At 52.2% G+C, this 23,158-nt stretch carries 18 protein-coding genes and 2 other RNA genes; 10 read left to right on the top strand and 10 right to left on the bottom strand.

The window, feature by feature from the left end; genetic code table 11:
• Nucleotides 1–60: 60 nt before the first annotated feature.
• Nucleotides 61–2,136: a DNA polymerase III subunit gamma/tau gene (gene dnaX / locus AD662_RS09635; RefSeq protein ID WP_033062697.1), complete on the bottom strand. Its 2,076-nt coding sequence runs from the start codon at nt 2,134–2,136 to the stop codon at nt 61–63.
• Nucleotides 2,137–2,279: 143 nt separating this feature from the next.
• On the opposite strand from dnaX, the gene AD662_RS09630 reads away from it, so the two are divergent.
• On the top strand, nt 2,280–3,050 hold the full coding sequence (locus tag AD662_RS09630) for a substrate-binding periplasmic protein (RefSeq protein WP_053186851.1): 771 nt from the start codon (nt 2,280–2,282) through the stop codon (nt 3,048–3,050).
• On the opposite strand, the gene AD662_RS09625 is transcribed toward AD662_RS09630, so the two are convergent.
• Nucleotides 2,996–4,744, bottom strand: coding sequence for a putative bifunctional diguanylate cyclase/phosphodiesterase (locus AD662_RS09625; protein ID WP_053186850.1), 1,749 nt, complete (start codon nt 4,742–4,744; stop codon nt 2,996–2,998). The two genes, AD662_RS09630 and AD662_RS09625, sit on opposite strands and share 55 nt — an antisense overlap.
• Before the next feature lie 338 nt (nt 4,745–5,082).
• Between AD662_RS09625 and AD662_RS09620 the strand changes: the two genes are divergently transcribed.
• Nucleotides 5,083–5,397, top strand: coding sequence for a helix-turn-helix domain-containing protein (locus tag AD662_RS09620; protein WP_018608638.1), 315 nt, complete (start codon nt 5,083–5,085; stop codon nt 5,395–5,397).
• A gap of 183 nt (nt 5,398–5,580) precedes the next feature.
• Here AD662_RS09620 and ffs (AD662_RS28375) read toward each other — a convergent pair.
• An RNA gene (gene ffs, locus AD662_RS28375) (signal recognition particle sRNA small type) lies at nt 5,581–5,677 on the bottom strand.
• A gap of 121 nt (nt 5,678–5,798) precedes the next feature.
• Here ffs (AD662_RS28375) and AD662_RS09615 point away from each other — a divergent pair.
• From AD662_RS09615 to AD662_RS28370, 5 genes are all read left to right on the top strand, one after another.
• The gene (locus tag AD662_RS09615; RefSeq protein ID WP_053186849.1) at nt 5,799–7,103 is read left to right on the top strand and encodes a site-specific integrase; all 1,305 of its coding nucleotides are present in this window, start codon (nt 5,799–5,801) and stop codon (nt 7,101–7,103) included.
• Between the two features lie 1,172 nt (nt 7,104–8,275).
• Complete coding sequence (locus tag AD662_RS09610; RefSeq protein ID WP_053186847.1) at nt 8,276–8,473, top strand: hypothetical protein; 198 nt, start codon at nt 8,276–8,278, stop codon at nt 8,471–8,473.
• Nucleotides 8,466–8,738: a hypothetical protein gene (locus tag AD662_RS29235; protein WP_139213091.1), complete on the top strand. Its 273-nt coding sequence runs from the start codon at nt 8,466–8,468 to the stop codon at nt 8,736–8,738. Before AD662_RS09610 ends, AD662_RS29235 begins: the two co-directional genes overlap by 8 nt.
• A 46-nt stretch (nt 8,739–8,784) precedes the next feature.
• A complete protein-coding gene (locus tag AD662_RS09605; RefSeq protein ID WP_053186843.1) occupies nt 8,785–9,273 on the top strand; it encodes a hypothetical protein in 489 nt (162 codons plus the stop codon).
• 220 nt (nt 9,274–9,493) lie between these two features.
• Nucleotides 9,494–10,306: a helix-turn-helix domain-containing protein gene (locus AD662_RS28370; protein WP_235862390.1), complete on the top strand. Its 813-nt coding sequence runs from the start codon at nt 9,494–9,496 to the stop codon at nt 10,304–10,306.
• A 656-nt stretch (nt 10,307–10,962) separates the two neighbouring features.
• Here AD662_RS28370 and AD662_RS29230 read toward each other — a convergent pair.
• On the bottom strand, nt 10,963–11,193 hold the full coding sequence (locus tag AD662_RS29230; protein WP_139213090.1) for a hypothetical protein: 231 nt from the start codon (nt 11,191–11,193) through the stop codon (nt 10,963–10,965).
• Between the two features lie 318 nt (nt 11,194–11,511).
• Here AD662_RS29230 and AD662_RS28365 point away from each other — a divergent pair, with 318 nt between their 5' ends.
• From AD662_RS28365 to AD662_RS09585, 3 genes are all read left to right on the top strand, one after another.
• Nucleotides 11,512–11,760: a helix-turn-helix domain-containing protein gene (locus tag AD662_RS28365; protein WP_074849615.1), complete on the top strand. Its 249-nt coding sequence runs from the start codon at nt 11,512–11,514 to the stop codon at nt 11,758–11,760.
• A 716-nt stretch (nt 11,761–12,476) separates the two neighbouring features.
• Nucleotides 12,477–13,112 (top strand): recombinase family protein, encoded by a 636-nt coding sequence (locus AD662_RS09590; RefSeq protein WP_053186835.1) that lies wholly within the window; start codon nt 12,477–12,479, stop codon nt 13,110–13,112.
• Nucleotides 13,113–13,394: 282 nt separating this feature from the next.
• Nucleotides 13,395–14,147: a hypothetical protein gene (locus tag AD662_RS09585; protein WP_053186830.1), complete on the top strand. Its 753-nt coding sequence runs from the start codon at nt 13,395–13,397 to the stop codon at nt 14,145–14,147.
• Nucleotides 14,148–14,228: 81 nt separating this feature from the next.
• Here AD662_RS09585 and AD662_RS09580 read toward each other — a convergent pair whose 3' ends face one another.
• The 6 genes from AD662_RS09580 to ligA form a co-directional block, all read right to left on the bottom strand.
• A complete protein-coding gene (locus AD662_RS09580) occupies nt 14,229–15,392 on the bottom strand; it encodes a hypothetical protein (protein WP_053186827.1) in 1,164 nt (387 codons plus the stop codon).
• Between the two features lie 408 nt (nt 15,393–15,800).
• Nucleotides 15,801–17,078, bottom strand: coding sequence for a hypothetical protein (locus AD662_RS09575; RefSeq protein ID WP_139213089.1), 1,278 nt, complete (start codon nt 17,076–17,078; stop codon nt 15,801–15,803).
• Between the two features lie 26 nt (nt 17,079–17,104).
• Entirely contained in the window at nt 17,105–18,508 is a 1,404-nt protein-coding gene (locus AD662_RS09570; protein WP_074849613.1) for a hypothetical protein, read from the bottom strand.
• A gap of 420 nt (nt 18,509–18,928) precedes the next feature.
• Nucleotides 18,929–19,025, bottom strand: an RNA gene (ffs, locus tag AD662_RS28360) — signal recognition particle sRNA small type.
• 317 nt (nt 19,026–19,342) lie between these two features.
• Entirely contained in the window at nt 19,343–20,503 is a 1,161-nt protein-coding gene (locus AD662_RS09565) for a zinc-binding metallopeptidase family protein (protein WP_018608640.1), read from the bottom strand.
• A gap of 119 nt (nt 20,504–20,622) precedes the next feature.
• Nucleotides 20,623–22,980, bottom strand: coding sequence for an NAD-dependent DNA ligase LigA (ligA, locus tag AD662_RS09560; RefSeq protein WP_018608642.1), 2,358 nt, complete (start codon nt 22,978–22,980; stop codon nt 20,623–20,625).
• Between the last annotated feature and the right edge of the window lie 178 nt (nt 22,981–23,158).

Here is a 23,158-nt window from a genome sequence, read left to right as displayed (position 1 = left end):
ATCACCTCGAAAGTACTTGGATAAACAACGCGCCCGGCCCGTTCGGCCCGGCGCCTTCAGTTATGAGCCCTGGGTGACCGGGGCCTCGACAGGTTCGATAGTATCGTGACGGACCACGGCGCCGAACTGTTGCATCATCTGCTGGATGAATGGATCACTGTGGATCGACTCCTCGGCTTCGCGCTGACGGTCGGCACGGCGGCGGGACCCGGCTTGGGCCGGGGTCTCCTGCTCGGGCTTGATCAGCTCCATGGTCAGCGTCAGGGGGCGCTGGTGGTACTGGTTCAGCGCATCGTTGAGGCGACGTTGCTGGGTCGCGTTGAACAGTGCGCTGTGGGCCGGGTCCAGGTGCAGCAGCCAGTGGTCGCCTTCCACGGAAATCAGCGTGCAGTTGGCGGCGATGCTGCCGGTCATGCCGCTGATCGGCAGCTTAGGAAACAGTTCCAGCCATTGCAGGGCCAGGCCGGTGGCTGGCATCGCCGCCGGTTCCGGCTCGGGCTCCGGGGCCGGCTCAGCGGCGTGCTCGCTGGCCAGGTCGTCCAGGTAGCTGTAGGCCGAATCCATGTCTGGCTCGATGTAATCCTCGTCCAGCGGCGGTTCGTCGTCCTGGTCGAGGCCTGGCGTGGCGACATCGACGTCGGCCACTGTCGGTTCGGGCACCGGCGCGGCAACCCACTCCGGTGCATCGAGTACCACGCTGTCAGGCGTCGGCAAAGGCATCGGCGGCAACTCGGGCTGCTCGGCGATGGTCTCCAGGACCGGCTCCACGGCCGGTTGCTGGACAACCTCGGGCTCGATCGGATCGTTCCAGGGCAGATCGACAACGGCTTCGACGACCGGTTCGGGCAGCGCCTCGACGACCGGTTCAGGTTCTGGCTCAGGGGCCGCGACAACAGGTGTCGGGGCCGGTGCCGCCACAGGTGCCGGCGCTACCGGAGCCGAAGCCACTGCCGGCGCAACGACGGGCGCGGCAGCCACTGGCTTGGCGGAATCAGCTGTGGCCTGGCTGATCCCCACTGGCTTTAGCGCTTGCCTCGGGACGTCCGTCGTATCGGCTGGCCGGAACGCCAGCATTCGCAGCAGGACCATTTCGAAGCCGCCGCGCGGATCCGGTGCCAGGGGCAGGTCGCGACGGCCGATCAGGCCCATCTGGTAATAAAACTGCACGTCTTCGGCCGGCAGCGCCTGGGCCAGCGCCAATACGCGATCACGGTCGCCATGACCGTTGTCGACGCCATCAGGCAAGGCCTGGGCGATGGCGACCCGGTGCAGCACGTTGAGAATTTCCGAGAGCACGCCATTCCAGTCAGGGCCCTGCTCGGCCAGGTGACGCACCGCTTCGAGCAGCGCCTTCGCGTCGCCTTCGATCAGCGCATGCAAGACGTCATAGACCTGGCCATGATCGAGGGTGCCAAGCATGGCCCGGACGTCGGCGGCCATGACCTTGCCTTCACCGAACGCGATGGCCTGGTCGGTCAGGCTCATGGCGTCGCGCATCGAACCATCGGCGGCGCGGCCCAGCAGCCACAGCGCATCGTCCTCGAAGGGCACGTTCTCGACGCCCAGTACATGCGTCAGGTGCTCGACGACCCGTTCCGGCGTCATGTTCTTGAGGGAGAACTGCAGGCACCGCGACAAAATCGTTGCAGGAAGTTTCTGCGGGTCGGTGGTCGCCAGGATGAACTTGACGTAGGGCGGTGGTTCCTCGAGGGTCTTGAGCAGCGCATTGAACGAATGGCTGGAGAGCATGTGCACTTCGTCGATCAGGTAGACCTTGAAGCGCCCACGGCTCGGCGCGTACTGCACGTTGTCGAGCAATTCGCGGGTGTCTTCGACCTTGGTGCGACTGGCAGCGTCGATCTCGATCAGGTCGACGAAGCGGCCCTCGTCGATCTCCCGGCAGACCGAACACTCGCCGCAAGGCGTCGAAGTGATGCCGGTTTCACAGTTCAGGCACTTGGCGATGATCCGCGCGATGGTGGTCTTGCCCACCCCGCGGGTACCGGTGAACAGGTAGGCGTGGTGCAGCCGCTGGCTGTCCAAGGCATTGATCAGAGCCTTGAGCACATGGGTCTGGCCGACCATTTCGCGGAACGAGCGCGGACGCCATTTACGTGCAAGAACCTGATAACTCATCGAAAACCGTCGCAACGAAGGAACATAAGCGGCTAATGCTAGCGGAGCAGGGGCGAAATTGCATCCGGTGTGCTCGTCTAATCTGACTAAGCTTGGGAATCGAGCTCGGTTATCGACACGGTTTTGTACAGTCAGGAGAGTTTATGCGCTCAGCCATGGGGGCTTTGCTGTTGTTGGGTACAGGTTGTTTTGCTGATGAAGTACCTTTGCGTTTTGCCGTTACCGACGGCTGGGCGATGCCCATGGTGCAGATCGAACGGGGTCGCCCGACGCAGGGTATCCTTCCCGATGTAATGACCAACCTGGCGACCCAGATGGGACTGCCGGCGCAATTCCATGTCCTGTCCCGCGCCCGGCTGGACGGAGCCATGAAACACGGCGAGATCGACGTACGCTGCTATGTCAGCCCCGACTGGGTAAAGGACAGTGGCGATTACCTGTGGAGCATCCCGTTGTTTTTCCAGCGCGACCTGCTCGTCGCCACGGCAAGCACACCTGCGGCAGTAACACCGGCAACGCTGGCGCACCAGGCCATAGGTACGGTGCTCAGCTATACCTACCCCACCTTGCAACCCTTGTTCAACAGCGGCCAACTGCACCGAGACGATGCTCGCAGCCAGGAGCAAGTGCTGGCGAAACTGCTCGCAGGCCGCTATAGCTATGCGGTCAGCAACCAATGGGCACTGGACTGGTTCAATCAACGCCACACTGCGGATCGACAACTCCATGCAGTGGCAGTGCTTCAGGAACAGCAGTTGAGCTGTTATGTGCGCAACGATCCGAACATTCCAGCACAACGCATCCTGAGGACCTTGCTGAACATGAAAACGTCAGGGGAGATCGACGCGATCATCCAGCTTTACACTGGCCGCAGTGACGCATCCCAGGCCAGGAGCGAGGCACCCTCCCCCTGATCGCCTGGCCGCTGCTGCCATTGCGACGGCGGGATGAACCCCTGCACCCAGCCGGGTATCTGTTCGGGCGGCATGGGCCGGGCGATGAAATAACCTTGTGCCACCTCACAGCCCAGGCGCAGCAGCAGTTGGCCGTGCTCCAGGCTGTCCAACCCCTCGGCGACCACCTCGCGGCCAAACGCCCGGGCCAGGCCGATCACCGCTTCGGTCAGTGCCAGGTCGTCGCGATCATGGAGAATGTCGCGGACAAAGGCCTTGTCGATCTTGATGGTTTGCGTGCGCAGGTGCTTGAGGTCGTTGAGCGAGCAGTAGCCCGTGCCGAAACCACCCAGCGAAAACCCCACGCCCAAGGCCTGGCAGGCCTGGAGGCAGGCGCTGACGTGGGCAAGGTTTTCCACCGCGACGGATTCGACAATCTGCAGATCCAACAGGCGTGGCGGTACCGCCGGATGCCTTTCCAACACCTGTCGCAGCCGCTCGACAAAATCCGCCCGCTGAAAATGCCGCGCCGAGATATTGATACTCACCGGCCAGCCCTGCCCCGCTTGCTGCCATTGCTGCAACTGGGTCAATACCTTTTCCATGACCCACTCGCCGATCTCGACGATCAGGTCGGTCTCTTCCACCAGCGGCAGGAACTCCCGAGGCGGCACCAGGCCACGTTGCGGATGCTTCCAGCGCAGCAGCGCCTCCAGGCCAACCACGGCGCCATGACGCATGTTGACCTTGGGCTGGAAATGCAGCCGCAACTCATTGCCGGCAAGCGCCTGGCGGACCCGCTCGACGGTCTGGTAAGTGGCTCGCACTTCCTTGTCCCGGGACACATCGAACAAATGGAAACGATTGCGACCGCTTTGCTTGGCCACGTACATCGCCTGGTCGGCGTGGCGCAACAAGGTCTCGGCGTCTTCGTTGTCCCACGGAAACAATGTGACGCCAATGCTGGCGAAGACCTTGATGTCCTTGCCGTCAATGCCATACGGCATGGAAACAGCGATCAACACCCGGTTCAACGCGGCATGCAACTCATCCATCCCACGCACATGGCGCAGCACCAGCACGAACTCGTCCCCGCCCAGTCGCGCCACCACGTCCTCGCCACGCACAATGCTGCGCAGGCGCCTGGCGACCTCCACCAACAGCCGATCACCGCTGGCATGGCCATAACCGTCGTTGACGGCCTTGAAGCCATCGAGGTCGAGCATGCACACTGCCAGGGGCAAGTTTTCCGCGCGGGAAAACTCCAGGGCCTGGTCCAGCAGATCGGAGAGATAAGTGCGGTTGGGCAGCCCGGTCAGCACATCGTGACCGACCCGCCATTGCAGCGAATGCAGCAGGCGACGCTTTTCGCTGACGTCGAAGCGAATCGCCAGGTAGCGTTCGATGTGCCCTGTTTCGTCATCGATCACCGGCACCAGGGTGGTGTCGACCCAGTGCAGCGTACCGTCCTTGGCCCGGTTGCAGATTTCCCCTTTCCAGACCTGGCCCACGGCAATGGTGCGCCACATGTCGCTGAAGAACTCTTCAGGGTGCTGGCCGGAATTGAGCAGGCGATGGTTCACGCCCAGCAACTCATCGCGCCGGTAACCAAAAAGGCTGCAAAATTGATCGTTGACGTAGGTGATGCGCCCGCTCAGATCGGTTTCGGAAAAAATCGCGGCGGCGTCAACGGCTCTGCGGTACTTCTTATCCATCGAAGCAGTCATCCATGAGTCAGGCTCATTTGTCGCGCGCGGTTGCACCGCCTCCAAGACAGGCGAAAATCAACTAGGCTCAAACACTTTGAGAACAGCTGGAGCGCGGGCCCTGGTGGTGCCAAGGGAGGGCTTCAGCCCTTGCCTTGTATCGCGGCAAGAAACGCAAGGCCTGGTCTCTGTACACACCCCGGCTTCTGAAGCAGGTCACCAAATACCCGTGCCAAAGGCCGATTCTACGAAACACATCACACTTTGCAAAGTAAGGTGATGGATCACGCGGTTGCCTAATGCGAAAATCTATCGTTAAGTTCTTGATTCTAAATAGGAATTAAGCGATGCGAATTTCAAGCTTGGGTCCAGCCATCAGACGCTACCGCAAAGTAGCAGGGCTTACTCAGGCTGAACTTGGCGAAAAAACCGGTTTTGACCCCAAAACCATCAGCCGCTTCGAAACCGGCACCTACACCCCCAGCGTCGAAGCCTTGTTCCTGCTTGCCAATGTGCTGGACGTACAACTCAAAGCCTTTTTTGCCGACATGGGCGATGAGGAAGAACAGCGGGCGTATCTATTCGGTGTCATACACAAAGCCACCTCCAAGGACCTGGGAAAGCTGATCGCAGCGGTCGACCAGGCCTTGTCCAAGCCTTGATGCAGCAAAAGAAAAATCTGGTCTATCGATGCGAGACGGCCGGGATTCTCTTTGGCATTCGCCTGCCCTGTCCAACCAAAGCCTGAACAGCAGAAAACACCGATCGATATCGATCAGCAAAACGAAAAGTAATTTTGAATGAGACAAACCTTGCGAACGAAGGCCTGGGCGTTATGGAGGCAACCCCACCAGCCACACCCCGGCACACAATGTTCCCGCTGTGGCTGCTGCCTTCCGGCTCTGACCAGGTTCACGGGTAATCGTTGTGAAGCTTCTATACCAAGGGTTGTAGCATTATAGGGTTGCTCCTAACTCCTGTGTTCAAGGTGATCACAGTCAGCAAAAAAACTCGGGTGCAGTCAGCATTGTTCCACTTTGCTGTTCCACTCTGGTGTTCCACTATGACCTATATTGTTCGCCGCCAATCAGGCTATTACCTAAACCTTCGATTGCCCAAGCACCTGTTTCCTGACCGTCATACCTTGCGCGTGTGCTTGAACATCCGTGAGCGTCAGAGCGCATTGTTCCTCGCTGCGTCCCTTGCCCAGCGAGTGCATGGACACCTTGCAGAGCATCCTCTAGCAGACATCCTGACGTTGCGTAGACTCTGTACTGAATGGCGAGATAAATGCCCTGCTCCACCATCAACGCATCGCTCACACCAACCCATAGCTAATCCTGCAAAATCAGTCGCTAATGGTCCGACTCTGTCTACCCTGTCGAAGCTCTATATAGATGAGGGCAAACGTGGTGGCACGTGGCGAGAAGTCAGCACGCACGAAGTCGAACGCTCGTTACGAGATTTGTTCGAACTGATGGGCGACATGCCCGCCGAAGCTTTCGACGTGCACCAAGCTCGACTGTTGAAGGATCGTCTAAGCCGCTGTCCTCAATACTTTGCACTGTTGCCTCAGTTCAAGGGCAAGACGTTGATACAGGTGATCGACTCCGGCGGGACGTACAAAACCATCACCGCCGTGACTGTGAACAACCGTCTACGCAAGCTCTCGGCATTCATGAATTGGTGCAAGTCGAATGGTTACGTTGCCGAGAATCCATTGATGGGTCTCAAGGTCATGGTGGGATCAGCGAAGGAAGCACGACTGTCGTTTGAATCAGCAGACCTGACAACCCTGCTCAATCTGGATGCGCTGAAGGCAGAAGCCCGCAAACATCCATGGCGGTACTGGTTACCCTTGCTGGGAAGGCTCACCGGCGCCCGGTTGGAAGAGCTTTGCCAGTTGCACGTTGCTGACTTCATCACGCTGCAAGGAATCAATTGTATAAAAATCGACGATGGTCACGAATCTCAGAAACTCAAGAACAGCAGCAGTCGCCGGACGTTACCAATCCATCCTGCGTTGATTCAGTTGGGACTGCTCGATTATGTGAACAATCAGCGAGATCAAAACTCAGATCGACTTTTTCCAGAGCTGGAACCTGTACGTGGAAAGCTGGGGCATGCACCGTCGAAGTGGTTCAGTCGTTACCGGACCAAAATGGGTGTCATAGATCCAAAGAAAACCTTCCATAGTTTCCGTCACACAATGATCGATGACCTACGTGAGGCTGGTGTGCAAGATTCGTTGATAAAACGTATCGCTGGTCATGAAGACTCTGCCGTCACCTTCGGTGTTTACGGTAGTCGTATCCCGATCAAAGCTATGGTAGAGGCACTGGGAAATCTTTCGATGCCGAGGACATAATCAACATCTCAACGTTAACCTTGAAAAATAATTGACGGAAATGTCGAATATAGGCTAGACGGTATTGACAATCATTCTCATTTATGAGAGAATACGTGTATTGGAGTTGAACGGCCTCACACCGTCTTTTCGGTTGTACTACATATAACTGCGGTTCCTCACAACGAGCTTTTTTCCTCCTTTCAAGTTCGTTGGTGAAGTTGGTCCTCCACTAAACTCCCAAAGCCATTTCCTTAGCCGGTATGGCTTTTATTTTGTCCTTGCTGGACGTTTTGTAAACCCTTTAAATTAACGAGGTAGCATCTATATGCGTATCACCCATTGTCGTGCCTGTAATTCACCATTGGTTAACCGTAGGGCGCATGCAACAACATGCTCAAGCAAATGTCGGAACGTGGTATGGAGACAATCTAAGGTTACAATGATTCCAGAGAAAATTATATTCAGCATCGCTAACCATGCACTTGTTACCAAGGCTGCTGAAGCTGCTGGCAAGTCCATCAATCAGTATGTGCATGATCGTCTAACTCAAAGTATTGAGTGCTGACAATGAAAGTATTCCTCAATGAGCAAGCTGTGTTCCAACTGGAAGAACTCATGCATCGGGCTGGTCATAAAAGCCATCAACACTGCCTACAAGTATTAATTAGTACTGTCACGAACAGTATTCGTCGCTTAGATGAAAAGAAGAAAGCATACATCTGAACCCATCAATCCAAAATACTTTCACCAGAAGTCAGAGGATCAACACACCGAACAAGGAAAACAGAAATTGAATTACATCGTCGTACACAAACCATCCCAGTTGATTAAAACTGTAGTTACCAGTTCAAAAGTACCAACACCAGATATCGTACATTCCTTCCACGCAGCATCAAGTATTGTACTGGATCGCTACTACAAGCTAGCTAACAAAGCCCGACGTACTGGTGTGTTGGTAAATGTGGGTGACCTCGCTGCTATCAGTCCATCGTTCTTGGAATCATTAGCAGATTCAAACAGGCGTCAGCGCTAAGCCATTCTTTGGCTCAAAACAGAAAAATATGGGTACTCCTAACTACCCTATGCCCCCCTGATTCCTCACCGCTACAGGCCACGGAAACCGCGCACATAAAGTGCCTGAACTGGCACATGTCAGGTGTCTTTCAATAAAAGCAAATCAAAGGATTAACATGAATACTTTCACCACGCCAATGTTAGAGCGTCACCTAGCTATCAAGCAGATTCAGCATTACCTTTATATCAAACTATCGTCAGCAGCAATGGGTGACAAAGGCACCTACCGTTACGCTACCGATATCATTGACAGTTTAATAACCGAATATGGTGTTGGTGCTTTGCATGAAGCTCGGGAGAATTATCATGCATAGTGCCGACTCATTCTACCGCGGATTAGAACGAGCCCTTGCACGCCGTGCCAAGCAACCGCAATCAAATATACAACATATACAACATGCAAAGAAGATTAACAGCCACGCCACGGAATCAAATGTAGGCGCCGCTCCTGTTACACCAACATCCTCAACGTCCTCCGTAGAAGAATTTAATGAAGATAAATACAAAGCAACGATCATAACAAAGATGAAAGCTTTAATTACCAAGCATAAAGGCATCACTGCAAATCACGGTCAGTGATGATCATCGCAAATACCACCATCACACAACTAAAGGAAATAATACAATGACCACTAAAATCACCATCCATGGAACTGCACCGGAATTTGACCAAGCTGAATTGGAACGGCGTCAAGCGGGGTATCACGCCATGTACAAGCAAACATCGCAGTGCATGGAGCTTGTGCGAGCAGCTATTCCTTACGAATTTCTAGTCGCCATTACTGAGAAATCCAAACTCGGTTATATGATCAGTTCCAAGCAACCAATCACAACTCAACCGCTTGACTACTCGGCTTATCTGATCAAGCCACTTGAAATTCAACAAGTAGACCTTGAAGCGATTGATGCTCGCGTAAGGCTGGAATACATTACTGATCTGGAACGTGAACGTGAGGAGTATCGTCAATTGCTTACTACTCAGTTACTTCAAGCTGCTGCGCTGAAAGAACAGAAGAAACTTGAGGATAAGCAGGCGAAGCTACTCGCGGAAATTCAACGCGAAGTGAACGACGTCTTTGGTGAATTCGTTGTGCCCGACGGACTGACTCTGTAACACCCAACGTAAGGCTATGCAAGCCATTCTCAAAGCTTTTCTGACGCGGGTGGAGCATCATTTAGAAACTATTTTTCCTTAGAGAAATTAATGACATTGACGCTGAATTTTCTAAATGTTTCCATTCGATCCCCCCGGCGTCTTCGATTACCCGAAACCATCTGGCAGCTACCGAGAGGAATGCCTATGACATAACACACATAGAAGAGAGAGAATGAATATGAGTAACAACCGTATGCTTACACCAATTGAACTGGAAGCATTGAATGCACGTATTGCAGCAAATGCTGATGCATTGATTACAAGCAAGATGAAAGAGAACAACTACAATCGAGAACCAAAAGGGGCAAGTGGTCCTAAGCCAAAGGTTATAGTGAATCCATTCGTTGGTCATATATGGTCTGTAGAGGACAATAAGAAACAAGCATACCCTGAATTTGCTATGGACATTATCGAAGGTGTTTGTCGTCTTGATTGGCATGACCGTCCTATTGGTGCTGGTGGTATTTCCAAACCACTGAGTGTAAAGAAGCTCATCAACATTCTTGAGTGGCTGCCTGAGATTACTAATGAGAAGATTGAAGACTTTCTCAGTCTTGAAGAACGACATGCACGACGTTATGTGAAAGCTGCTGAGCTTGTAATTCCTCGTATGATGAAATGTCGTCCTGCTCACCTTAGTATGGTGATGGATGATGTACCTGCACCCCCTGAGCCATGTGTAGTGAATGTGATGGATGATGTGCGCATGCCAACTGCTGAGGAACTGACTAAGCTGCATCACGACATGCGTACATTCACTGAATACGCCACTGCTGAAGAATACGAGCGAGAGAGTTCCGGTGAGTTGACCGGCAAACGTACTGACAACGTGGTTATGTTTCCTGCTCGCAAGCAACATCCGAAGAAAGCCGAAGCATTGATTCTGATTGAACAAGGGTTGAGCCTCCGAGCAATCTCAAAGGAACTCGGAATTGCTGTGAACACTGTCCGTTCGTGGCAGAAGCCATCCACCGAGAGGCAAGCGGCATGAACAAGATGTATCAGTAATACGGCCGCATGTATAATAGAGTGAAGCGAAGCGAACCGATGCTTCTTTCTTCTTTGGAGATTGTCCAAAGGACAAGGTGTTAGAGATATTCTCTTTAAGGGGAATACCCCTTAAGTATTTTCTTAGAGAGAGAGTAAAGAGAAGAGAGGGACAAGTTCCCTCAAAACAAAGAGCATGAGTCTTAGGGAGTACTATTCTCTGTGTTACACAGAGAGAATAGCATTCTGTGTATACGACAGTTAGTACATAGTCTGTTTCACAGAAGACAAATCAAAAGCGAGAGGGGTTTATTACCCTTTCCTCTCTAAGAGCACTTCACTTCGTTCAGCTTGCGAACATATCTTTGTATTGAGAGTTGCTAAACCCCAGATAGAGACATTCCTGATTGTCAATCAGATGTCAGCAAGCTCCTGTGTGGACACACAGAACAATTAGATGTAGCTGTGCATCGCACAGAAGACGACACGACGGTTCCTAGCTTTAAAAAAGCCTGAATAGCTAGGCATCGAGCTCCAATTTACTACCACAATGTTTGCACTTAATAGCCTCCGCTCTTACAGGCTCAGCACAAAACTGGCACTTTTTCATATCACCATAACTTCCAATATCAGCAGCCATTTGCTTTTTGTTTTTTGCCATTATTGCCCAAAAAAACCAGCAACTGGACAGAGGAAAGCAACAACCCACATTGCAAGAGGCTTAGCAGCCATGTTATTTCCTAGAGCAAAGGAAGCTACCATCATCAGTGGTACCGCAGGGCCAACCATAGAGAAGAAGAGAAGTAAACCAGAGCGTCCTTTCTTGCTTGCGATTAGTGATATGAGAACGCAGAGAATGACAAATACAATAAGCCAGTGTATAGGTTCCATTTAAGTTTTCCTGAATAATAAAGAAGAACACAGCACGTGTGTCGGGCCACGCTTTTACTGAGCTAATAATCTCTAGTCATGCTGCATTCATATTGCAGTTTTCGTGCCCTATAGAGTATTGCCTGCATTTTGTCTGCCTGCGTAAGTCGTGGGAGTTTTCCCGCACGCCATGAATCACATCCAAGCGCTGGAAAGTGGCGCACAGCCACTATCTTGCTTCGATGATGCCATGCCTGTTCAGAAATTCATAGTATATTGTGAAGACCTGATCCCCCGCTACGCCGGACAGTCCGCCTCCATATCAGAGGGGGTTACGGTTTGGACACAGGGCTGGCATTCGGAAAAACTCTCCGCAAGAGAAGAAAGGAGGCGGGCTTTACGCAGGAGCAGCTAGCACTTGAAGCTGACATCCAACGAAATTACGTCAGTCTCATTGAGCGCGGCGTGAATCAACCCACCATCACAATCATTTTCAAGCTAGCAGGGGCTTTAGGGTGTAGCCCATCCTCGCTGGTCGAAGATGTGGAAAAGCTGGTGAGTTCTGGCTCCCACAGCGACTGCGATTGACCCTGCTCGCTATCAAGCGTGGATGCAGATCAACGCTGAACAATGTGATCGTCAGCAGCTTTATCAGGTGAACTATCAGGTGTGAAAACGGATACCTACGCGCAGGGATGATTATGTCAATGGCCTGTAGGGCTGATTTCTATTGGCTTCCTCCCTTCACCGGCTTAACACAGTTCTTGCTCTCCCCTATTCACTCACATACGGCAGAAATACGAGTGCAAGCAGGGAAGAAATCCCTGCCGCATTCGATGGTTAGCGTAGAGCAGCCAACCAAACAAATAATTATCGAGCCAGAGCCCACGCCAACCATCCGCTTGATGGGCTAGGATCCTTGCATCTCATTCAAGGACAGAAAGCAATGCAAGACAACACAGAAGCTCAAATAGCAACAGCGGACGTACTAACCCTTTTATGGGAGGGCCAGCTAGATTGTGCTGCTGCCGTCGAAGAGCTTGCCTCGTGGGTGAGAATAAATGGCTCACCTGATACACATGCGAATGTGATAGATACGCTTAGCGTGCTCGACAGAAATGCCGCAGCTATTACCAAAGGCATCCTCCAACTGAGGCACTAGCCTCTATCAAAGATCTCTAGCTCTCCGATAGTCCACATACCGTCCGTCACATCCGGCATTTTGCTATCAATAAACTATTCAAAATAGGATAATGATAATTTATCATTGACCTATCACATCAATAGATCAAAGGATAGTAGCCATGAATGCCCACCTGTACCTCAGAGCCTCGACCAAAGACCAAGATGCCAATCGTGCAAAAGTCGCCCTTGAGTTGTTCGCTGCCGAGAAAGGGTTGAGCATCGTTGGCATGTATGCGGAGAACATCAGCGGAACCAAGCTTAATCGTCCAGAACTGCTTGCTCTGCTCGATACTGCCGAGAGTGGAGACGTGCTATTGGTTGAGTCTGTAGACCGCCTGAGTCGCCTCTCACAAGCTGACTGGGACACGCTCAAGGGCACGATCAAGGCCAAGGGGTTGCGCCTTGTTGTAGCTGACTTACCTACCAGTCACATGCTGGTTGAAGCGAAGGGAATCACTGGGCAAATCATGGATGTGATCAACAACATGCTGATTGATCTTATGGCGACCATGGCACGACTGGATCAAGACAAGCGCGTGGAACGCATTAAGCAAGGGCTAGCAAACAAACGCGTTGCTGATCCCAATTGGAAACCATCAGGTAAAGGCAGGAACGTGGCGTTATGGAAAAAGGTAACGACGCTGATAACGAAGCACCCAACCATACATGCCGACGATATTGCCAAGCTGGCCGAGTGTGGTGTCGCCACTGTGTACAGAATTAAGCGCGAGCTCACCCCGCCCCCCTGCAAGTAACACTACGTAATAAGACCGCGCATTAAACAGCCCGTGCTCGCTATCAGGAGTGAGCAGTGTAACACTGCACTGTATCGGATTTGGCCAAACCTTGAGCAACCGCCCCTGTGGGAAAGGTCATACGGTTAAACTGACGTGACCGATATTTGTTGGAAGAGACTACACTCAACCTTCACGGATTCCCACCAACCGCATCACCCTGTTGAACACCGATTGTCAACTTTATTTCTGGGGAGTGTGGGTGCCTTGCTATCATGCAAGCTCAGACTGATGAGGTGCGACATGGGTGACACAGACACACCAGACTTCAACAAGGCTAGAGGCTTTCTAATCGGTTATTCCGTCGTGGTGATGCTGCTTTGGTTTTTCGGTGCAGACCTCAGCCAGTTTAAGTTGATGGGCAATGAAATAACCCTACGACAAAACATCCAGCACGTCTGGATCGTTATCGCCGTGATTAACATCTACCTCTGGTTTAGGTTTTTTCAGCGATTGCCCAAAAGTGGATTGAGGTTTGATGAACACATGCATGATACATTGGATAAAACTCTGATTAGAGTATGCCGAGCCACCCATAAAGGTCGGGCATTCAAGCGCGTTGCTGCTGAAGCCACTGAAGAAGGCGACGGTAAGCTGATCAGTCTGCGAATGAGCGGCACGCTTTCCTATCGAGATGACTTGAAAAACGAGGGTGGAAGAGAGTTTGGCCCTACCGGACCATGGGATTATTCATATCCTCACCGTGCCAAGGTGTGGTTCAGCTTGACCAAAGTTTATGAGAGAGGTCGTGAGCGTGTCACCTCTCACGGTGGCCGTGGTTATGAAGCGATCCCAAGCAAGACGCTGTATAAGGCGGTTGTTACATATGTATTTGTGAAAGGTGCTATTGGACTATCTTGGTTTACCGATAATATTTGGCCGCTAATACTTGGCTGTCTCAGCATCAGTGCAGCTATATACAAATGGTGGCAGATAAATCATGTTACTCACACAATATTTAAAAACTCGTTTAATCAGCTGCTGCTTTCTTTATAACCTACTAGCGACTCTATATACCACGCAAGACTAGCGAAAGAGAGAGCAGCGACCATATTGCATCTTCAGGACACTCAGCCCTCACCTCGTGACACAGAGAAGTTCCATCGCTGCCCAGAGGTGCCTGTCCGCTCTTACCAGGAGCTCGGTCAATCCCGGATCATCTTTATATTTCACTAATTTACCTTGAATCTCATGAAGAATTATATCCGTAAGGTTATCGGCGTATTCGTAATTCTTGAGTTTCTCGACTTCTTTGTAATCCGCAAAAATTGTTTCTAGTCGCCGATAGGTTTCCTCAAGCATTCTTTCAGACACTATAAAATGCTGGCTATCGTCATAAAGGTCATGAAGACAGGGAAGAGCTTCTATTTCGTATCTAATCTCAAAAGCTCCCTGCGCTCTATGATAGCTAGTCAATGTTCTGTAAAGGGCATCCCGCATTAGCCCACCTTGGGCTTTGTGATGTATCGGCGTAACATTTTGATTGCCCGAATAAAAAAGAATCGAGTTAAGCACACTTTCAACTCTTATCAATGTATCTTCAATATTGTAAATATTTAGACCTGCATTTCGCCCCAAGAAGAACACATCGCCTTCGCGATGAGGGCCGATGTATTCAATGCCAAGACAACCTTGTAAGTGAACCAATTTCTGCACCAGCCGCAGATGTTCTTCTTTGTCTTTGTAGTTTTCTAGCAATTCACCGACAGACCTATAAATAGCCAAGCAGTCGGTTAGGTCGTAGGCTTTAGCATTTTCAGGCTCTACTATTTCCACATTATAGTCACACCGACTTGGGCTATTGTTAGGAAACATAGCAGTGTAAACTCGGTCAGGGTCTGCGAAGCGAATAACACTCTTAAAAAAAATAGCTTGCCCATTCAATCTTTCAATAAATACCTTTCGGTGATTAAGGTATTGCTCAAAAGTAAGAGCCGCTAATTGTTTCTCTACAACATCATCGTGCCTTTGTTGCTTAACTAAATTTTCGGCATCCAATGCGACTTGTCTTTCTTCATTTTTTACTTGTTGAAGATAGAGAAAAAGTAACGTGCCGATTGTTGCAAACGAACTCAACAATGTAAAAGCACCGCTCATGACTGAGCCGAAGCTACCCCAGTCTGTCGCAAGTCGAGACACCGGCCCGAGATAGTATCCATAAGCCCATAGAACCCCGACGGCAACCACGACCCCAACACCAACAGCTATACCTACCCCGGCCAAAATCCAGTTTACTTTCATTGCTGCTCCTAGTCTTTGCCCACTTCGTTGGGCATTACGTGTCGCGCAAAGTCATTGTTGAGGTGTTCATGCACTACCTTGACCAAAGAAATTGAACGTATCAAGCAAAGTATCGTAAACAAAATGGTGAAAAAGCCTGAGTGAACTCCGCCCGGTAAGACTAAAAACGCTGCATTGTGGACGACGAAGGACTACTCACAAGGCACCCAACGCTAATAAATATGCAGAACTTTTCAAATGCGGTGCGGCTACCATCTACCACATCAAGAAGGCCATAAAAGCCAAATAAGCACCTGACTCGACCTGAGAATATTGATAGTACTTACCTAATAGGTCGCCCGCTTAGGCTTAGCATAACGTCGCATAGTCATAATAAAGTAATCCCCACAACAGATAACAACCAGACTTTCAATCACATCTCATTTGCTCTATATGGTCACCAAACCTATCAGAAAGCTTTTTATTTAGTTCATATGAAATCGCAAATCTATTACTTATCTCATTCAAGCCAGAAAACCATTGATTCATCAAGTCCGTAAAATCTTCTTGGCAAGCAAATCCAAAGCCATACGAGTCTTTCTTAAGACGACACAAACAAAATAGTAAAACTTGCGTCCAACCTGGTTTAGCCCCCTGAAACACGAGCCAATATGGCCTCTGACTATTCAACACCGCTAGAAATTTTCTGACCTCATCAATCTCCCATAACTCTCTGGAATCACTCTCATACCCATACACGCTAAATTCTACTTTTTCCAAGGATGACATTAGAGCCTCTCTAGTAGCAAGCTGTTGATCAATAAAGCTTAACACGCCACTAAAATCCTCTCTCTCAATATCCTCCCTCATAATAGGGTAATGCAATACATCCATCTTACCTTTACTGGAGAGGACAACCCAAGGATCTTCTATCACCCCATAAGTAGCTGGGAAATTAGCCCAATGATTCATGACAATGTTCGCAGCATGATATTTAGGAGGCTTAGTATCTATAACTTCATTCAAAACCCGAACACCAAACTCTGAACCCTTGGTCATAATTTTTATCACATGCTTCTTTTCCTCGTGGAGCTCCACGTCACGTTGTGGAATTGCAAGATAAAAAGCGTATGAATCTATATACACATAGCGAAAACTCCATCGATAAAAATCTAACTCGGGTAACCTGAACACCCCGACTCGGAATGCACTGGGTTTAATTGAGCCCCTAGCGTCTTGCCTATACGCTGCCTTCCACCCCGCCCCATCTCCAATCGACGGGGCTACAGTCGAACAAAATAAAATTATGTCGTCGCACGAACCATCATTGATGATGTCTTTGGCATAGTCCTTAAGAACGTGCAAATCCGCTTTATTCGCTCTAGCCGAGTTGAACGCTACTTTCAACAACCAGCGGGTGAGCCTTCTCCTATCCACCTGTATCTTTTGCCGCTCTTTACAGTAAACCGGATGACTAAAATATTTCTCGTATAAATTTTTACCGTAATCATCCAACTTACCCAATACAACATTATTACATGCAGCACACACATCTTTAATTTTCGGATCAGAATTAACTATTTTATCAGGTGCTCGCTCTACAAAAATTTGCCCATCGCTAGCGGAGTTTGCAGTATCGTACCAATCAGGGATAATATGCTCTCGCGTCAACTTCCCTTCGAAACCACAATAGGCGCAGTTACCCATAAAATCCTCACCTCACAAATATAGAGCTACAATTTGCTGGCGCTCGGTTTGAGCTGACCATCAATATATATTATTGATATATTTGACCCCACAATTGCCTGATGCACTGCATTCATATTATCAACCTGAGCTTGATTCATCCCCAAATCCAGTATTAGATAAATAGCTTTACTAGACCTTTCTGACTTCATGTACTCAGGAAGCTGTCGTACAATACCATTTTTAAGATGTGAGTTATCTGATTTCTTTATTTCCACAAGCACACTATTTTCGCCATTAGAACCAAACTTAAAATCAACCGGACCGCGTCCAGAGTTTGACTCCCTAGCAATCATTATTTTATTCGCTTCACAGTAAGCCTCAGCCACTCCATAAAATGCCAACTGGATTGCCGTCTCATTTTTTATTTTTGACTTCCCATCGTAGAACAATGTATTTAAACCATTATTCTCGACGAGCTGCTTGAATTTATTGCAGATAGTAACAACAAGATCATGTACCTCATCCAAGCTGGGATGAGCACTTAGAGTCAATTCTATTGGGTTCTCAGACACTGCCTCCACAGTTCTTTGATACCAAGCGTACTCACCTTTTTTGTCCTCGTTAAAATCGTATGGCTTTACATCCTTAGATGCATACTGATCAATCAGATCATCAACAAGGTCGGGATATTTTAGAACTAGCTTTTTTAGCTCCACTTTTTTCATATTAGCTAATGCTCGCCAGCTAGAGCCAACCAATGCATTAAGCGTTTCCCTTACTTCGGCACTATTAATTCCGATTTCGTTCGACCCACTCCACTCAAACGCCGAGGGGAGATCCCTTAATAGTTCTTTGGGAACTAGCAGAATAGGCTCTTTTGTAAATGGATTTTGGGGGAGATTAGTCTTACGATCTAAAATACCCCCCCAGCCCTGCGGCAAGATTTTCTTATAAATATTCGAGGAGTAAGTTAGAATATCCCCCTGAATGATATTGGCAGTCATATCACTAATTCTATCAGCTCCAAAATTATCCTCAAACAATCCAACCAATTCAAACAACTCAGGATCACTTTTTCCAGCATCAATAATTAGCTTAGCAGTTGTGAGAATTCTATCCCTAAGCCCTTTACCAATTCCGCTACCCGAAGTCCCCCCGGTAGAGTAACCAATACAAAGCCCACGCACTTCGTGCCAACTCATTTTAGTCGCAGCAGATTTCCAAAAGGGATCGTCTTTACGCTGACTGTGTTGCAATAGCTTCCCGATAGCTAAAAATCTGCTTTGTAAGTCTGTATAGCTGGAGGAAAACTCAGGTGTTTTACAATGCTTTAGTAAGAGCGGATCAATAAACAGGCGAGTATCATGATCAAGAATGGGATCGAATACACCTAAAACTTCCAAGCTCGCACTGGAAATTCCGAGGTATTTGGATAAAGACGTTGGCATGACAATCCTTGTGCATTGGTGTTCCCTGGCAAAATGCCATGATTCCAATGCGCTTTCAATCATCCTATCGTCTTGTCTTGCAAGCGCGCCTCGTACCCATAGGCATCCGCGTAGGTTCCCCTCCCATCTAGCACTTTACGACCTTCCCTCCTCGACCTTACCCGCCCGACAACAATCCCCCTGAGAATGCCTTTTCGGCACAGACACAATGGAGGTTGGAAATGAATATTTTCTGAGTCGAAGACCAAGTGCAATCAGAATATGAAAACTGATGCAAGGAATTGGGAGCTTGGATGTAGAGCTTTCGATTGGTAAGCTGAGAAGTGCGATGCACCAATTGGTGTACCTAAACGCTGTTCCACTTCGAGATTTTTTACTGAAAAATCCTTGTTAATCCAAGGACTTAGAGATAGGAGGCAACCCCACCAGCCACACCCCGGCACACAATGTTCCCGCTGTGGCTGCTGCCTTCCGGCTCTGACCAGGTTCACGGGTAATCGTTGCGGGGGGACCGATGGGGTCACCATAACGACGCCCGCCTGACGGCGAGCCGCGCCATTGTACCTATCTGGCAAGAAGTTACAACCGTTCGTGCCGGATTAAAAAACTGAAGGTGTTCAAGCACTTGCTGTGGGAGCAAAGCGTGCTCGCGATGACGTTGGCGCATCGAACATGGATGCAAACTGCCCCACCGCTTTCGCGAGCAAGCCCGCTCCCACAGGAGAACGGCGGTGAACACCGGACTGTGAACACTCCGAGAACCCGTGTGGGAGCGGGCTTGCTCGCGAAGGCGTCGGCACATCCAACATGGATGCCGACTGCTTTTACAGGAACCTACAACAGCACTTCATCCGCACGACCACCCTCTTCCTGAATCACCAGATGGATGAAATGCAGCTTGGTAATAACGGCGGCCGGTACGACGAACGGGTAGAAATCCGGCTGGCCCATGCTGCGGGACAGTTCGTTGAGCATGCCGGCCAGTTCGATCCAGGCGTTGACGAACGAAAGGAAGGCCGCACCGCCAGCGTGCTCGGAATCGTATAGGGTTTCGGGCGGAAACGGCTGGTAGTCGAAATCCATTTCCCGAGCGCTCATACCGAAGCCCAGGGCGGTGTCCACCGCATCCATCATGTGCAGGTAATGGGCCCAGGTTTCCGCCCAGTCTTCCCACGGGTGCATGGTGGCATAGGCGCTGACGTAGCGGGTTTGCCAGTCCAGCGGCGCGCCTTGCTGGTAGTGCCGCTCCAGGGCTTCGGTGTAGCTGGCGCGCTCATCACCGAACAGCTCGCGAAAGGCTTCGAGCCACTGGCTGTTGGCGATCAGCCGGTCCCAGTAATAGTGCCCCACCTCATGACGAAAATGCCCGAGCAAGGTGCGATACGGCTCGCGCATCTGCTGGCGCACGTATTCGCGATGGGCATCGTCCGCCTCCTTGATGTCGAGGGTCACCAATCCACTGGCGTGACCGGTGGTTGGCGGCGTGCCGTCGGGATCGACGCCGATGAAATCAAACGCCAAGCCGATGTTTTCATCGACAGTTTTCGGGATGACCGGCAAGCCGAAAGTAATCAGCTGCGCGACCAATCGACGCTTGGCGGTCTCGACCTTGCGCCAGCGTTCGGGATTTTCCGGAATCGACAGGTCAGGAATAGTACGGTTCAGGCTACAGGCGACGCACAGGGTGTCGTGCCCATTGGCCGGCAGCAGCCAATTGCAGGCCGCCGCGGTGTCGAGGTTGGCGCAACGGCGGAACAGCCCGGCCTGGGGATCGGCGTCCAGCGTCCAGGTCCCGGCTTGCTCGCCGGGCTGCAAGGACGTCAGGCGACTCTGCTCAGGTTGATAACCCAGCGCCGCCAGGCAGGCCAGGCACTGGCTATTGCGAAAAAACAACGACTGGCCACAGCGGCACGGCCAGACCTTGCTGTTACGTGACCGATCGCCCAGGAACGGCGCGGCGATGCGTGAGCTCAGTTGTTCGAAGAAGCGGTACATGGCGATCTCTCCCTGGAGCCTGCAAGACTAGATCACCTTACGTTCATGATCGTTCCAACGCGTTGCGTCATAGACCGTGGGGAGGGAGCTTGCTCCCTCCCCACAAAAGCCGAGCGCCCTCAGAGCGCGATGCCATGCCCAGTCAAGAAATCGACAAAGGCTTGTTCATCGAGCACCTTGAGCCCCAGCTCATTGGCCTTGGTCAGTTTCGAACCGGCGCCCGGCCCCGCCACCACGCAGTGGGTTTTCGCCGACACGGAACCGGCGACCTTCGCCCCCAGGCTCTCCAGCTTATCCTTGGCGACGTCGCGACTCATCAACTCCAGCGAACCGGTCAGCACCCAGGTGTGCCCTGCTTCGGGCAAGCCTTCGACGACTTTCTTCTCGCTTTGCCAATGCATACCGAAGTCGCGCAGCTGTTGCTCCGCTGCTTCGGCCTGCTGACGGTTGGCAGCAACGGCGAAGAACTCGCGCACGGCGTTGGCCTGTTTTTCCGGCAACGCCTGGCGCATGTCCAGCCAGTCGGCGTTCATCACCGCTTCGAGTGAGCCGAACTTGTCTGCCAGTTTCTGCGCCCCGCCCGGCCCGACCGAGGGGATGTTCAGCTTGTCGAGAAAGCCACCCAGGGTCGTGCTGGCGGAGAACTCGGCGCCCAACTCGCCTTGGTCCTGGATCTCGAGACCGTGGCGCAGCAGGTCCTTGATCACCTGGCGGTTGTGTGGGTCCTCAGAGAAGCTGTGGATCTCGTGGGCCACTTCCAGGCCGACGTCAGGCAAGTAGGTGAGCACCTGGGGCAAAGCCGCCTGCACACGCTCCAGCGAACCAAGAGAGCGAGCCAGGACCTTGGCGGTTTCCTCACCCACGTCCGGGATACCGAGGGCGTAGATGAAACGCGCCAGGCTCGGCTTCTTGCTGTCGACAATGGCCGCCAGCAGGTTCTTGCTCGACAGTTCGGCGAAGCCTTCCAGGTCGACCACCTGCTCGAAGGTCAGGGCATACAGATCGGCGGGCGAACCCACCAGGCCCTCGTCCACCAGTTGCTCGACACTCTTCTCGCCCAGGCCCTCGATGTCCATGGCCCGACGCGAGACGAAGTGAATGATCGCCTGCTTGAGCTGCGCGCCACAGGCCAGGCGACCGACGCAGCGGTACACCGCGCCTTCGCTGATGGTTTCACGGCCCTTGCTGCGTTTGATCAGTTGCGTGCGCTCGACATGGGAACCACACACCGGGCACTGCTGGGGGATCTCCACGGGGCGGGCATCGTCCGGGCGGCGCTCGGTGATCACTTGCACCACTTGCGGGATCACGTCGCCGGCACGGCGGATGATCACGGTGTCGCCGATCATCAGACCCAGGCGCGCCACTTCGTCCATGTTGTGCAAGGTGGCGTTGGCCACGGTCACGCCCGCGACCTTGACCGGCTTGAGCCGCGCCACGGGCGTGACAGCGCCAGTGCGGCCGACCTGGAACTCGACGTCGAGCAACTCGGTGAGTTCTTCAGAGGCCGGGAATTTATGAGCGATGGCCCAACGCGGTTCCCGAGCACGGAAACCGAGCTCGCGTTGGGAGGCGATACTGTTGACCTTGAACACCACCCCGTCGATTTCATAAGGCAACGCGTTGCGCCGCTCGCCGATGTCGCGGTAGTAATCCAGGCATTCGTCAATGCCGTGGGCCAGCTTCAGTTCACGACTGATAGGCAAGCCCCAGGCCTTGAGCTGTTTGAGGTTGCCGATGTGGGTATCGGCAATGTCCGCGGTCACCTGACCGATACCGTAGCAGCAGAATTCCAGCGGGCGGTTGGCGGTGATCTTGGAATCCAGCTGGCGCAGGCTCCCCGCCGCCGCGTTGCGCGGGTTGGCGAAGGTCTTGCCACCCGCTTCCAGTTGCGTAGCGTTGAGGCGCTCGAAGCCAGCCTTGGACATGTACACCTCACCGCGCACTTCCAACACTGGCGGCCAGCCGCTGCCCTGCAACTTGAGGGGGATATTGCGCACGGTACGCACGTTGACGCTGATGTCCTCGCCCGTGGTGCCGTCACCGCGCGTGGCTCCGCGCACCAGCATGCCGTCCTGATACAACAGGCTGACCGCCAAGCCATCGAGCTTCGGCTCGCAGCTGTATTCCACCGCCGCGCCACCGCCCAGCAAATCGCCCATGGGCAGGTCGAGCCCTTCCGTCACCCGGCGGTCGAATTCACGCATAGTGGTTTCGTCGAAGGCGTTGCCCAGGCTGAGCATCGGGATCTCGTGACGCACCTGGCTGAACGCCGACAGCGCCACGCTGCCGACCCGCTGGGTCGGGGAATCACTGGTTACCAGTTCCGGGTGTTGCTCTTCCAGGGCCTTGAGCTCGTGGAACAAGCGGTCGTACTCGGCGTCCGGGATGCTCGGCTCGTCGAGGACGTGGTAGCGGTAGTTGTGCTGATCCAGCTCGGTACGCAGCTTTTGGATGCGGGTTTCAACGGCGTTCATGGGTGTTCTCTCATAAAGCAAAAGAGCAGCCTGGGCTGCTCAATTTTCTCAAAACCATCGGCAAGTCGTGCCTGAACCGGCCGAATGCAAAACCTGTGGCGAGGGGATTTATCCCCGCTGGGCTGCGGAGCAGCCCCAAGAGCTCTCGACTCAATTAGCCGGATAAGAGACCACGGAG

This window comes from Pseudomonas kilonensis (genome assembly GCF_001269885.1).
Taxonomy (GTDB): Bacteria; Pseudomonadota; Gammaproteobacteria; order Pseudomonadales; family Pseudomonadaceae; genus Aquipseudomonas; species Aquipseudomonas kilonensis.
Note: the sequence above shows the minus strand (reverse complement) of the source record. Positions and strands in the feature narration are given on the sequence as shown.